This window comes from Agromyces sp. Y182 (assembly GCF_059445385.1).
Genome location: NZ_JCAIUF010000002.1, coordinates 447122 through 458927, shown reverse-complemented (window position 1 = coordinate 458927; position 11806 = coordinate 447122). Strand labels below are relative to the sequence as shown.

Genomic DNA, 11806 nt, shown 5'->3' with positions numbered 1-11806 from the left:
TCGTGGCCCGCCATCAGCACCGAGAGGCTCGAATGGGTGAGCTGGCATCGGCACCACGAATGTCTACCTGCAGCTACGCGTCGGTACCGGTGAGGGCCTCGGGCTGCACGATCTCGAGCTCGCCCGCCTCGAATCGCACGAGGTGCACCGACCCGTTCACGATCGTGTACCCCGCGCCCGGCAGGCTCCAGCCGCTCAGGTGCAGCATGAGCGAGTGGATGACCCCGCCGTGCGAGACGACGATGACGGAGCCACCGGGGTGCGCGGCTGCGATGGCGGCCAGCGCAGCGGTCGCACGCTCGATCACCGCCGAGCGCGGCTCGAGCCCTTCGATGGTCGCTGCTTGCGCCTCGACGGCGGCGCGGCCGGCGTGGTCGAGACCCTCGAGCACGCCGTGGCCGCGTTCGGCCAGCGCCGCGACGAGACGCGGCTCCGGCAGCTCGAGAGTTCGAGCGATGATCTGGGCCGTCTCCGATGCACGCGAGAGCGGGGTGCCGTACACGGCGTCCCAGCCGGTATCGGCGAGCAGCGCCGCGGTCTGTGCCGCCTGACTCCGTCCGGTGTCGTTCAACGGGATGTCGGTCGTGCCCTGGATGCGCCGGTCCCGGTTCCAATCGGTCTCGCCGTGGCGTACGAGAGCGATGAGCACCGGGGCGGTGAGTACCGGCGCGGTACTGGTGGCGTCGGTCGCGGCATCCGTCATGCCGACAACTCTTGCAGAACGGCCGCCGACGTCACGAATCGAGCGCTGCGGCGAACGCTTCGAGGGTCTCGCTCGCGCCCGCGTCGATTTTCACCACGGCGCGGCTGTCGCCCTTGGTGATGCCGCGGTTCACGACGATGATCGGCAGGCGTTTACGGCGTGCCTGCTCGATGAGTCGCATGCCCGAGTTCACGACGAGTGAGGAGCCGGCGACGAGCAGCACGTCGGCGCCCTGCACGAGCGCTGCGGCCGCCTGGAAGGTGGCGGCCGGAACGAACTCGCCGAAGAACACGACGTCGGGCTTCAGGATGCCGCCGCACACCGTGCACGACGGGATCACCATCGCGTCGACGTCGTCGACCTCGACATCGCCGTCGGGCGCGGGTCGAATCGCGGTTTCGAGGTCGATGTCGGGGTTGAGGGCTTCGAGCCGATCGGCGATCGCCTGGCGGGCGTAGTGCTGGCCACAGGTGAGGCAGAGCACGCGATCCATGCTGCCGTGCAGTTCGATGACGTGCCGGTTGCCCGCGCGCCGGTGCAGGCCGTCGACGTTCTGCGTGATCACGCCGCTGACGACGCCGCTCGCCTCGAGTTCGGCGAGCGCGAGGTGGCCGCGGTTCGGTCGCGCGTTGCCGAAGCTGCGCCAGCCGAGGTGGCTGCCGGCCCAGTAACGTTTGCGGGCGGTCTCGGAGGCGAGGAACGTCTGCACGGTCATCGGTGTGCGCACGGGCGCGCCCTCGCCGCGATAGTCGGGGATGCCCGAATCGGTGCTGACGCCGGCGCCGGTGAGCACCGCGACACGCGCACCGCGCATGAGCTCGATCGCTTCGACGAGTCGCGCTTCGGCTGCGACCGGAGTCTCGATGCCAGTGCTCACTGCACGTCTCCCTTCGACGGTGCTCTGATTCTAGACGTGTCCGTTTTCCGGATTGTTTCCGGCACTGGCAGGCTGGAGGGGAGGAGACCCATGCACATCGAACGAGTCCGCGACGCGGCATCCGATGCGGTGGCCGATTACGCGCGGCTCACCGACGTCGTGCTGCGCAGCGCCAGCGAGCCCGAGCAGGGTCTCTACATCGCCGAGTCGGCCAAGGTCATCCGCCGTGCGATCAGTGCCGGTCATCGGCCGCGCTCGGTGCTCATGGAAGAGAAATGGCTCGCCGGGCTCGAGCCGGTGCTCGCGCCGTTCGACATCCCCGTGCACCTCGCCGACCCCGACCAGCTGGAGGCGATCACGGGCTATCGCGTGCACCGCGGCGCTTTGGCGGCGTTCGAGCGCCCGGTGCTCGCCGACCCGGCAGAGCTCCTCGCGAGCGCCCGCCGTGTCGTGGTGCTGGAAGACATCGTCGATCACACGAACGTCGGCGCCATCTTCCGCAGCGTCGCGGCGCTCGGTGCCGACGCGGTACTCGTGAGCCCTCGATGTGCCGACCCGCTCTACCGTCGCAGCGTGCGGGTGAGCATGGGCACGGTGTTCCAGGTGCCGTGGACCCGGCTGCCCGAGTGGCCTGAGGCGTCACGGATGCTGCGCGCTCACGACTTCACGATCGCTGCCCTCGCCCTCGCCGACGGTGCGGTCTCGCTCCGCGAGCTCGCGGCAGATCCGCCCGAGCGGCTGGCCCTCGTGTTCGGCGCCGAGGGCGACGGACTCAGCCGGACGGCGCTCGAGGCCGCCGACCGAGTCGTGACGATTCCGATGCGGCACGGCGTCGATTCCCTGAACGTGGCTGCCGCTGCTGCAGTCGTGCTCTACGCTGTCGCGCTCAACGAGGAGTCTGCCGATGACTGAGATCGAAGCCCGCCAGGCGAACGCCCACGTGTACCGGCGACGACGCGTCGTCGTCGTCAGCGCGCTCGCGATCGTGATCGCGCTCGTCACGACAGGCGGGGTCTACACGACCAACACGCTCGGCGCGGCGGTGCCGGCCGCCGCGCCGCAGATCACCGACCCCGAGCCCGTCGCAGCGGCCGCGCAACCGCTCGCACTGCCGGGCTTCGGCGGCTACGCCGTCGGGGCCGTCGGGTTCGACGGTCTCGTCGCCTCTGGAAACGAGGCGACGCCGATGGCGATGGCGAGCATCACGAAGGTCATCACGGCCCTCGTTTTGCTCGAGGCGCATCCGATCCCGGCCGGCGAGAGCGGCCCCGACATCGAGTACACCGAAGCCGACGTCGACATCTACTGGGACATGGTCGCCCAGAACGGGTCGGTCGCTCCCGTCGAGGCAGGCGCGACCTTGAGCCTCAAGGAGAGCCTCGAGGCGCTCCTGATCCCGTCGGGCAACAACTACGGCATCTCGCTCTCGAACTGGGCCTTCGGCTCCGAGCAGGCGCTCGTCGAGAAGGCCAATGCCTGGCTGACCGCCCACGGGCTGGCGAACACGCACGTCGTCGACTCCAGCGGCATCTCTGACGACAACGTCGGCACCGCGGCGGACATGGTCGCGCTCGGCGAGATCGCACTCCAAGACCCGACGATCGCGGCCATCGTCGCGTCGAAGAGCGTCGAGATCCCCGAGATCGGTGTTCTAACGAACTCGAACAAGTTGCTCGGCACGCACGGCATCGACGGCATGAAGACCGGCTCGACGGATGACGCGGCGAACCTGCTCTTCACGGCCGACTACGCCGTGGGTTCGTCGAGTGTGACCGTGGTCGGCGTGCTGCTCGGCGGGGAGTCGCATGCCGTGCTCGACGAGGCCATCGCGACGCTGCTCGACTCCATCGCGCCGGGCTTCCACGAGGTCGCGGCGCTCGAGGCGAACACGGTGCTCGCCGAGTACACGACGCCGTGGGGCGACTCGGCGCGGGCACGCGCCGCCGACGGGGCATCCGTCGTCGTCTGGAGCGATACGCCGGTCGATGTCGAGGTGCGGGCCGACCCCGTCGGGCTCGCGTCTCGCGGCGACCAGGTCGGCACCGCCGTCGTGCGCGCCGGGTCTCAAGAGATCACCGTGCCGCTCGTGCTCGACGCCGCGATCGTCGATCCAGGCACGTGGTGGCGGCTCGCCAATCCGGGCGGGCTCGACTGAAGCTCGCGTGAGCCGTCGGTGGCCGCGGGTCAGTCGGGCAGCGAATACGGCCCGGCATCCGGCCGCTTGGCGCTGATGAGATCGCCCGACGACTGGTGGCGCACCCGGCGCAGCACCCATGGCACGAGGTACTCGCGCGCCCACGAGAGGTCTTCGACGCGAGCCTGTCGCCACCTGCTCGACGGCAGCGGCTCGGGCTTCAGCGGCTCGAGGGAGTTCTCGACGTTCAGGGCGTCGAGCACCATGCGTGCGACGGTGTGATGCCCGAGCGAGTTCAGGTGCAGGCGGTCGGGCGCCCACATGCGCTGGTCCTGGATCGCAGTCAACGCCCACTGGTCGGCGACGATGCAGTCGTACTTCTGCGCGATGGCGCGGAGGTTCTCGTTGTAGATCGCGACCTTGCCGCGGATGCCGCGGAACACGGGTGAGAAGCCGACATCGACGCCCGTGAAGATCACGATCGTCGCATGATCACGGGAGAGTCGCTCGATCGCGTACTCGAAGCGCGACGCGATCTCATCGGGGTCGGTGCGCGGCCGGAGCACGTCATTGCCGCCCGCCGAGATGGTGATGAGGTCGGGGCGCAGCGCGAGGGCCGGTTCGAGCTGCTCGTCGATGATCTGCTGGATCAGCTTGCCGCGCACCGCGAGGTTCGCGTAGGCGAAGTCTTCCGTGCCTTGGGAGAGCACCTCGGCAACGCGATCGGCCCAGCCGCGGTGGCCGCCGGGCACAGTCGGCTCGGGATCACCGATGCCCTCGGTGAAGGAGTCGCCGAGGGCGACGTAGCGCGACCATGGATGCTGCTGGGTGACCATGCCTCCATTCTGCACGTCCCTGCACGTGCTCGGTTCGAGGATGTCGGCCCCCTCCGCTACGCTCGGATTCAGTGAGCACCGCGATCCCTTTCGGCCCCCAACCGGGCACGTCAGCCGCCGAGCACCTCTCACCCTCATTCCCCGAACGTGCAGCGTGGGGCACGGCCTCGAAGCTTCGTGCATGGCAGGCCGAAGCACTCGAGCAGTACCTCGCCGAGTTGCCCCGCGACTTCCTCGCGGCTGCCACTCCCGGTGCCGGCAAGACGACGTTCGCACTCCGAATCGCGGCCGAGTTGCGCTCGCGCCGCATCATTGACCGCATCACGGTGGTCGCGCCGACCGACCACCTGAAACGCCAGTGGGCGGATGCCGCGGCGCGCGCCGGCATCCGGCTCGACCCCGGCTTTCGCAACGCCCACGGCCGCAGCGCCCGGCACTATCACGGCGTCGCCGTCACGTATGCGCAGGTCGCGATGCGGCCGGCACTGCACCGTGAGCTGACCCTCTCGGGCAAGTCGCTCGTGATCCTCGACGAGGTGCATCACGGCGGCGACGCCCTCTCGTGGGGCGACGCGATCCGCGAGGCGTTCGAGCAGGCGACGAAGCGACTCTCGCTCACGGGCACGCCCTTCCGATCGGATACGGCGCCCATTCCGTTCGTGCAGTACGAGCCCGACGCGCAGGGCGTGCGGCTCTCGAAGTCCGACTACAACTACGGCTACGGCCGCGCCCTCGCCGACGGCGTCGTGCGCCCGGTGCTCTTCATGGTCTACGCGGGCCATATGCGCTGGCGCACGAAGGCCGGCGACGAGATGGAGGCGAAGCTCGGCGAAGACAACACGAAAGACATCACCTCTTCGGCGTGGCGCACCGCGCTCGAGCCGAGCGGCGAGTGGATCCCCGCGGTGCTCGCGGCGGCCGATCGGCGCCTGACCGAGGTACGACACGGCATCCCCGACGCCGGCGGGCTCGTCATCGCCACCGACCAGACGGTCGCGCGGGCGTACGCGCAGATCCTCGAGCAGATCAGCGGCGAGAAGGTCACGGTCGTGCTCTCCGACGAGAAGGAGGCGAGCGCGCGCATCGAAGAGTTCTCTGAGAGCACGAGCCGCTGGATGGTCGCGGTGCGCATGGTCTCCGAGGGCGTCGACGTGCCGCGTCTGGCGGTCGGCGTCTACGCCACGAGCGCCTCGACGCCGCTCTTCTTCGCCCAGGCGATCGGGCGCTTCGTGCGAGCCCGGCGGCGCGGCGAGACGGCATCGGTCTTCCTGCCGAACGTGCCCGGTCTCATGGCGCTGGCCGCGCAGCTCGAACTCGAGCGCGACCACGCGCTCGACCGGCGCAGCGGCGAGAACGACGATGACGGCCTCGACGACAGCCTGCTCGAGTCGGCCAACCGCGAAGAGCGCGCCTCCGAAGAGGCCGGCCTCGGCACGTGGGAGGCAATCGGGTCGGATGCCTCGTTCGACCGGGTGCTCTACGACGGCACCGAGTTCGGCACCCTCGCCGAGCCCGGCAGCGACGAGGAATTCGACTTCATCGGGCTCCCCGGCATCCTCGAGCCCGAGCAGGTCTCCGAGTTGCTCCGGCATCGTCAGGCACGGCAGGCGCGGCGCGTGGGGGAGCGGCGCAAGCAGGTGGTCGCCGACGAGAATCCCGAGCCGGTCGCCCTCTACCGCACGCTGAAAGAGCAACGTTCTCTGCTCAACAGCCTCGTCGGGCTCTGGGCCCGTCACACGGGCGAAGCGCACTCCCAGGTGCACGCCGAGCTGCGCCGTGTCTGCGGTGGCCCCGCGGTCGCGCAGGCGACGGTCACGCAGCTGCAGGCGCGCATCGAGTTCCTCCGCAAACGGCTCGGCAGCCGCTGAGCCTCGCGGGCTCGCGGCATCCGTGGCGGGTCTAGCATGACCCCTATGGAACGTCGCTCGCGAGTACTTGTCGTCGCCATCGTCGTCTCATTCATCGCGTTCCTCGACGGCGCAGTCATCAACGTCGCCTTGCCGGCGATCGAAGCGGAGCTCGGCGGCGGTCTCGCGCTGCAGCAGTGGGCGGTCGATGCATACCTCCTGACCCTCGGTTCGCTGATCCTGCTCGCCGGTTCACTGTCGGACTCCTTCGGGCGATTGCGCATCATCCGCATCGGCCTCTACGGCTTCGCCGCCACCTCGGTGCTCTGCGCGGTCTCGCCCGACGGTCTCGTCTTCGTCATCGCCAGGGCTCTGCAGGGCGCAGCCGGGGCGCTTCTCGTGCCGAGTTCGCTCGCGCTCATCATCGCGACCTTCCCGGCTGCGGCGCAGGGCAAGGCGATCGGGCGCTGGACCGCGTGGACCACCGTCGCCTTCCTCATCGGGCCGCTCTTGGGCGGAGTGCTCGTCGACCTCGTCTCGTGGCGGCTCGTGTTCTGGATCAACCTGCTGCCGATCGCCTTCTCCCTCGTGTTCATGCACGCGCTCGGTCGAGATGCGCCGAACCCCGCGAAGGAGCGCATCGACTGGCTCGGGGCGGCGCTCGGCGTCGTCGGCCTCGGCGGTACGGTCTTCGCGCTCATCGAGCAGGGCCGGTTCGGTTGGTCGTCGCCGGTGGTCTACATTCCGCTCGTCGTCGGCCTCGTCGCGCTCGTGGTGTTCGTGTGGTGGGAACATCGGGCGCCGCAGCCGATGCTGCCACTCAGCCTCTTCCGCGCGCGCAACTTCGCGGCGGGCAACCTCGCCACGCTCTTCATCTACGCCGCGTTCTCGCTCGGACCGTTCGCGATCACGATCTTCCTGCAGGAGTACGCCGGCTTCTCCGCGACGCTGGCCGGGCTCGCGACCCTGCCGCCGACGATCATGATCGTCTTCCTCGGATCGTGGTTCGGCGGACTCTCGTCGCGCTTCGGGCCGCGGATCTTCATGACGCTCGGCCCGATCACGGTCGCAGTCGGGTACCTGTTGACGCTCATGGTGGCGCCGGATGTCGAGTACTGGACGCAGTTCCTGCCCGGCATCGTGGTCACGGGTCTCGGTATGGCGATGACCGTCGCGCCGTTGACCGCGGCGATCCTCGGCGCGGTCGACCCGGCGAGGGCCGGCATCGGCTCGGCGGTGAACAACGCAGTGGCACGCATCGCGGGGCTCGTCGCGATCGCCTCGATCGGTGTCATCGTCGGCACGCAGCTCGACGTCGACGGCTATCACCGCGTCGCGATCGCGACGGCCGTGTTTCTCGTCGTCGGTGGCATCGTGTCGTGGATCGGGATCCGCAACTCGGAACCGGCGTCGGTCGCGTCAGCGTCCGAGGGCGTCCACGACTGAGCTCGTCGCCGGCGACGGCGTCAGCGTATCGGGACATCCGCTCGCTCGGAAGCGCCGCGCGCGCCGACGACTCCATGGAGACCGCCCAGTTCGGCCGCGCGGTCGAGCGCGGCCATGAGGTCGCTCGTGAGGTCGTCGACGTGCTCGAGCCCGATCGACAGGCGCACGATGCCCGCGCCGGGCTTCGCCTCACCGGCGACCGGTCGGTGCGTGAGCGAAGCCGGGTGCTGTACGAGCGAGTCGACGCCGCCGAGCGACACGGCGTGCGTGATGAGCTCGCACGATTCCGTGAACCGTGCTGCAGCGTCGTAGCCGCCGACGAGTTCGACGGCGATGATCGACCCAGGCCCTCGGAGCTGCGTGCCGAGGAGCCCGGCAGCGTCCTGGCCGGGCAGGCCCGGGTAGTGCACCCCGGCGACCGCCGGATGCGCGAGCAACCGCTCGGCGAGCACGGCGGCCGTCTCCTGTTGCGCGCGCACGCGCAGGGGGAGCGTGCGGAGTCCGCGGTGCAAGAGGTATGCGGCCATCGGATGCAGCAGGCCACCGGTGAGTGCCCGCACCTGCCGCAGGCGCTCGACCCAGGCGCGGTCGCCCGCCACGACGCCGCCCATCACGTCGCCGTGTCCGCCGAGGTACTTCGTGGCGCTGTGCAGCACGAGCGTCGCACCGTGTTCGACCGGGCGCTGCAGCACGGGGGTTGCGAAGGTGTTGTCGACGAGCACCGGCACGTCCCCCGCGGCATCCGAGACGGCGCGGATGTCGACGAGTTCGAGCGTGGGGTTCGCAGGTGTCTCGACGACCACGAGCCCGGTCTCATGCCGGACGGCTGCGCTGATGCCCGCGGCATCCGCCCATGTGACCTCGGTGCCGAGCAGGCCGCTCGCGAGCACATGGTCGGTGCCGCCGTAGAGCGGCCGGACCGCGACGACGTGCGGCCGGCCGGCCGAAGCCGTGGCGATCAGCGTCGCTGCGAGCGCGGCCATGCCACTCGCGAAGGCGACGGCGCCTTCGGTGCCCTCGAGCCCGGCGAGCGACTCCTCGAAGCGCGCGACGCCCGGCTGCCAGAGACGTTGGTAGACCGCGGAACGGCCTTCGCCGAGGTCGTGGCCGGTCGCGAGCTCTTCGTACGATGCACCGCCGGTCTCGACGGAATCGAGCGGGTTGGTGGTCGAGAAGTCGATCACGGGCACATGGGATCCGCTCTCTCGAACGCCCGCCATGCCGCCGTGGACGGCGCGGGTCTCGAGATGCGACGACGATGTCTGCATGGGTCGAACCAAGCAGAATCTGTGACATTCGGCAACCCGGCATGAAGCATCGATGCGATATGCTCGAAATCTCGAATCTTCTGCATTCCAGACTCAAGGAGCCGACTCATGGCGCAGAAACCAGAACTCGACCGGGTCGATCGCGCACTGCTGCAGGCGCTCTCGACGAACGCTCGTGCCTCGGGTGCCGCCCTCGCCGCCGAGGTCGGGGTCGCCGAGTCCACGGTATCGCTCCGGTTGCGGCGCCTGCAGAGTCTCGGCACCGTGCGCGGCTACCGTGTCGACGTCGATCTCGCCTCGCTCGGCGTCTCGCTTCAGGCGCTCATCGCCATTCGTCTCGTGAAGCACGATCGCAGTGAGATCGATGCCTTCCGTCAGGCCGTGCCCCACTTGCCCGGTGTGCTCGGCGTCTTCCATATGGCGGGTGCGGAAGACTATTTGCTCCACGTCGCCGCGCGCGACGCCGAAGAACTGCGCGAATTCGTGCTCGCGTACCTCACGGGGCATCCGGCCGTCGCCCACACCGAGACGAACCTGATCTTCGAACACGTCGACGGCGACGGCTGGAACCGGCTCGTCAGCTGAGGCCCGCCGTCGTTGCCGGGTGCCCTCCCGCCCGCCGGTTCGGCGTTCCGAAATCCTGCCAATCCGAGCGAACCGCGCGTTCCCGCGGGCACCGGCCGATATCGTGACTTTGGCCGTGCGAGCGGCCGGCAAGCGATGGCGCGGAGCGAGCACGGCCACGGCTGCCGGCGCCCCGCCGTGAAAGCCCCGCCGTGAAAGCCCCGCCGTGAAATGGGAGCATGATGAGCAACGACCAGTCGAGCGGAGCCTCGACCGACCGCACCCGATGGCGGCGATACCTCGCCGACGAGCGCGCAGAGGCCGCCGTCTACCGGGAGCTCGCGGCACGACGTGACGGTGAAGAACGTGAGATCCTGCTCGCGCTGGCCGCCGCGGAGGGGCGCCACGAGGCGCATTGGCTCGAGCTGCTCGGCGGCGACGACCACGGCGCGCCTCGCGCCGACGTGCGCACGCGCCTGCTCGGCGCGCTCGCGAGACGATTCGGGTCGATCTTCGTGCTCGCGCTCGCTCAGCGTGCCGAAGCGCGGTCGCCGTATGCGAGCGACCCCGATGCCACCGCCGCTATGGCCGCCGACGAACGCATCCACGGCGAGGTCGTGCGCGGGCTCGCCGCCCGAGGGCGCCGCCGCCTCGCCGGCACTTTCCGTGCCGCCGTCTTCGGCGCCAACGACGGCCTCGTCTCGAACCTCGCACTCGTGCTCGGAATCGGCGCCACGGGAGTGCCCGTGTCGGTGGTGCTCTTCACTGGCGTCGCCGGGCTGCTCGCAGGTGCACTGTCGATGGGCGCAGGAGAGTACGTCTCGGTGCGGTCGCAGCGCGAACTGCTCGAGGCATCCGCCCCCGACCCCTCTGCGCGGGACGCCCTGCCCGACCTCGATATCGACGCCAACGAGCTCGCGCTCGTCTACCGGGCGCGCGGCATGGAGGAGCGGGCCGCGGTCGAGCACGCCGCGCTCGTCGTTGCCCGCGTGCACGCGGCCGAGCAGGCGCAGACCCCGACCGATGCATTGAGCGTCGTCGAGCACGACGACGAGGCCGTCGGCACCGGGCTCTCTGCCGCGATCTCGAGTTTCTGCTTCTTCGCATCCGGCGCACTGATTCCGGTGCTGCCCTACCTCTTCGGTCTGAGCGGGCTTCCGGCGATCATCACGGCGACGGTGCTCGTGAGCATCGCGCTGCTCGCGACCGGGGCCATCGTCGGCCTCCTCTCCGGGGCGTCGCCGCTGAAGCGGGCGCTTCGCCAGCTCGCCATCGGACTCGGCGCGGCGGCCATCACCTACGTGCTCGGACTCGCGTTCGGGACCACCATCGCCTAGGAGCTCCATGTCACGACGTACTGCCCTGATCACCGGTGCCGGCCGCAGCAACGGCATCGCCTGGGCGATCGCCACCTCACTCGCCGCCGACGGCTGGGACATCGTATTCAGCTACTTGGGCGACTACGACCGGCGGATGTCGCTGGGCGGCGATCCCGACCGGGACCCTGCGGCGCTCGAGGCCGAGCTTCGCGCGATCGGCGTGCGTGCGCTCGGCATCGACGCCGACCTCGCCGATCCTGAGGTGCCCGGCCGACTCGTGTCCCAAGCGTCTGCCGAGCTCGGACCGATCGGTGCGCTCGTGCTCTCGCACGCAGAAGGCGTGGATTCCGGCCTCCTCGACACCTCGCTCGAGAGCTTCGACCGTCACTTCGCCGTGAACACCCGGGCATCGTGGCTGCTGCTCCAGGCCTTCGCCGCGCAGGTGCCGGTCGATGGCGGCGGCCGGGTCGTCGCCCTCACCAGTGATCACGTCGTCGGCAATCTGCCGTATGGCGCGAGCAAGGGGGCCCTCGACCGCATCGTCATCGCGGCCGCCCGTGAACTGGCGCCGCTCGGCATCACGGCGAACCTCGTGAATCCGGGGCCCGTCGACACGGGTTGGATGGACGACGCGACCCGCACGGCGCTGATCGCAGCGCAGCCGAGCGGGCGTCTCGGCACGCCCGATGATGCCGCACGACTGGTGCGCTTCCTCATCTCAGACGAGGGGCGATGGGTCTCGGGTCAGCTGATCAAGAGCGACGGCGGCTTCTCGATCTGATGCGCCGTGATTGATGCGTTCTTACGGCAGC

At 69.7% G+C, this 11806-nt stretch carries 11 protein-coding genes; 7 read left to right on the top strand and 4 right to left on the bottom strand.

The window, feature by feature from the left end:
- Positions 1-73: 73 nt before the first annotated feature.
- The gene (locus AC1C2R_RS16695; protein ID WP_495380680.1) at positions 74-703 is read right to left on the bottom strand and encodes a histidine phosphatase family protein; all 630 of its coding nucleotides are present in this window, start codon (positions 701-703) and stop codon (positions 74-76) included.
- Positions 704-734: 31 nt separating this feature from the next.
- On the bottom strand, positions 735-1517 hold the full coding sequence (locus tag AC1C2R_RS16690) for an NAD-dependent protein deacetylase (RefSeq protein WP_495354420.1): 783 nt from the start codon (positions 1515-1517) through the stop codon (positions 735-737).
- 153 nt (positions 1518-1670) lie between these two features.
- Between AC1C2R_RS16690 and AC1C2R_RS16685 the strand changes: the two genes are divergently transcribed.
- On the top strand, positions 1671-2492 hold the full coding sequence (locus AC1C2R_RS16685; protein WP_495380679.1) for a TrmH family RNA methyltransferase: 822 nt from the start codon (positions 1671-1673) through the stop codon (positions 2490-2492).
- Positions 2485-3735, top strand: a complete 1251-nt coding sequence (locus AC1C2R_RS16680) for a D-alanyl-D-alanine carboxypeptidase family protein (protein ID WP_495380678.1) — start codon at positions 2485-2487, stop codon at positions 3733-3735. The genes AC1C2R_RS16685 and AC1C2R_RS16680 overlap by 8 nt, the downstream gene beginning before the upstream one ends.
- Before the next feature lie 29 nt (positions 3736-3764).
- Here the strand turns inward: AC1C2R_RS16680 and AC1C2R_RS16675 are convergent, their stop codons facing one another.
- Positions 3765-4550 carry an SGNH/GDSL hydrolase family protein gene (locus AC1C2R_RS16675; RefSeq protein ID WP_495353976.1) on the bottom strand — a complete coding sequence of 262 codons (786 nt, stop codon included), beginning with the start codon at positions 4548-4550 and terminating at the stop codon, positions 3765-3767.
- Positions 4551-4621: 71 nt separating this feature from the next.
- Between AC1C2R_RS16675 and AC1C2R_RS16670 the strand changes: the two genes are divergently transcribed.
- Complete coding sequence (locus tag AC1C2R_RS16670; protein WP_495380677.1) at positions 4622-6418, top strand: DEAD/DEAH box helicase; 1797 nt, start codon at positions 4622-4624, stop codon at positions 6416-6418.
- A gap of 45 nt (positions 6419-6463) precedes the next feature.
- Positions 6464-7843: an MFS transporter gene (locus AC1C2R_RS16665; protein ID WP_495380676.1), complete on the top strand. Its 1380-nt coding sequence runs from the start codon at positions 6464-6466 to the stop codon at positions 7841-7843.
- Between the two features lie 20 nt (positions 7844-7863).
- On the opposite strand, the gene AC1C2R_RS16660 is transcribed toward AC1C2R_RS16665, so the two are convergent.
- Positions 7864-9111, bottom strand: a complete 1248-nt coding sequence (locus AC1C2R_RS16660) for a trans-sulfuration enzyme family protein (RefSeq protein ID WP_495380675.1) — start codon at positions 9109-9111, stop codon at positions 7864-7866.
- A 108-nt stretch (positions 9112-9219) separates the two neighbouring features.
- On the opposite strand from AC1C2R_RS16660, the gene AC1C2R_RS16655 reads away from it, so the two are divergent.
- The 3 genes from AC1C2R_RS16655 to AC1C2R_RS16645 all read left to right on the top strand — a co-directional run bounded on the left by AC1C2R_RS16655 (position 9220) and on the right by AC1C2R_RS16645 (position 11775).
- Complete coding sequence (locus tag AC1C2R_RS16655) at positions 9220-9696, top strand: Lrp/AsnC family transcriptional regulator (protein ID WP_495353980.1); 477 nt, start codon at positions 9220-9222, stop codon at positions 9694-9696.
- 221 nt (positions 9697-9917) lie between these two features.
- Entirely contained in the window at positions 9918-11012 is a 1095-nt protein-coding gene (locus tag AC1C2R_RS16650; protein ID WP_495380674.1) for a VIT1/CCC1 transporter family protein, read from the top strand.
- 7 nt (positions 11013-11019) lie between these two features.
- Complete coding sequence (locus AC1C2R_RS16645; protein WP_495380673.1) at positions 11020-11775, top strand: SDR family oxidoreductase; 756 nt, start codon at positions 11020-11022, stop codon at positions 11773-11775.
- Positions 11776-11806: the final 31 nt, after the last annotated feature.

Bases quoted from the DNA above. Each gene is read 5' to 3' on its own strand.
- AC1C2R_RS16695 (WP_495380680.1), bottom strand. From the start codon at position 703: ATGACGGATGCCGCGACCGACGCCACCAGTACCGCGCCGGTACTCACC.
- AC1C2R_RS16690 (WP_495354420.1), bottom strand. From the start codon at position 1,517: ATGCGCGGTGCGCGTGTCGCGGTGCTCACCGGCGCCGGCGTCAGCACC.
- AC1C2R_RS16685 (WP_495380679.1), top strand. From the start codon at position 1,671: ATGCACATCGAACGAGTCCGCGACGCGGCATCCGATGCGGTGGCCGAT.
- AC1C2R_RS16680 (WP_495380678.1), top strand. From the start codon at position 2,485: ATGACTGAGATCGAAGCCCGCCAGGCGAACGCCCACGTGTACCGGCGA.
- AC1C2R_RS16675 (WP_495353976.1), bottom strand. From the start codon at position 4,550: ATGGTCACCCAGCAGCATCCATGGTCGCGCTACGTCGCCCTCGGCGAC.
- AC1C2R_RS16665 (WP_495380676.1), top strand. From the start codon at position 6,464: ATGGAACGTCGCTCGCGAGTACTTGTCGTCGCCATCGTCGTCTCATTC.
- AC1C2R_RS16660 (WP_495380675.1), bottom strand. From the start codon at position 9,111: ATGCAGACATCGTCGTCGCATCTCGAGACCCGCGCCGTCCACGGCGGC.
- AC1C2R_RS16655 (WP_495353980.1), top strand. From the start codon at position 9,220: ATGGCGCAGAAACCAGAACTCGACCGGGTCGATCGCGCACTGCTGCAG.
- AC1C2R_RS16650 (WP_495380674.1), top strand. From the start codon at position 9,918: ATGAGCAACGACCAGTCGAGCGGAGCCTCGACCGACCGCACCCGATGG.
- AC1C2R_RS16645 (WP_495380673.1), top strand. From the start codon at position 11,020: ATGTCACGACGTACTGCCCTGATCACCGGTGCCGGCCGCAGCAACGGC.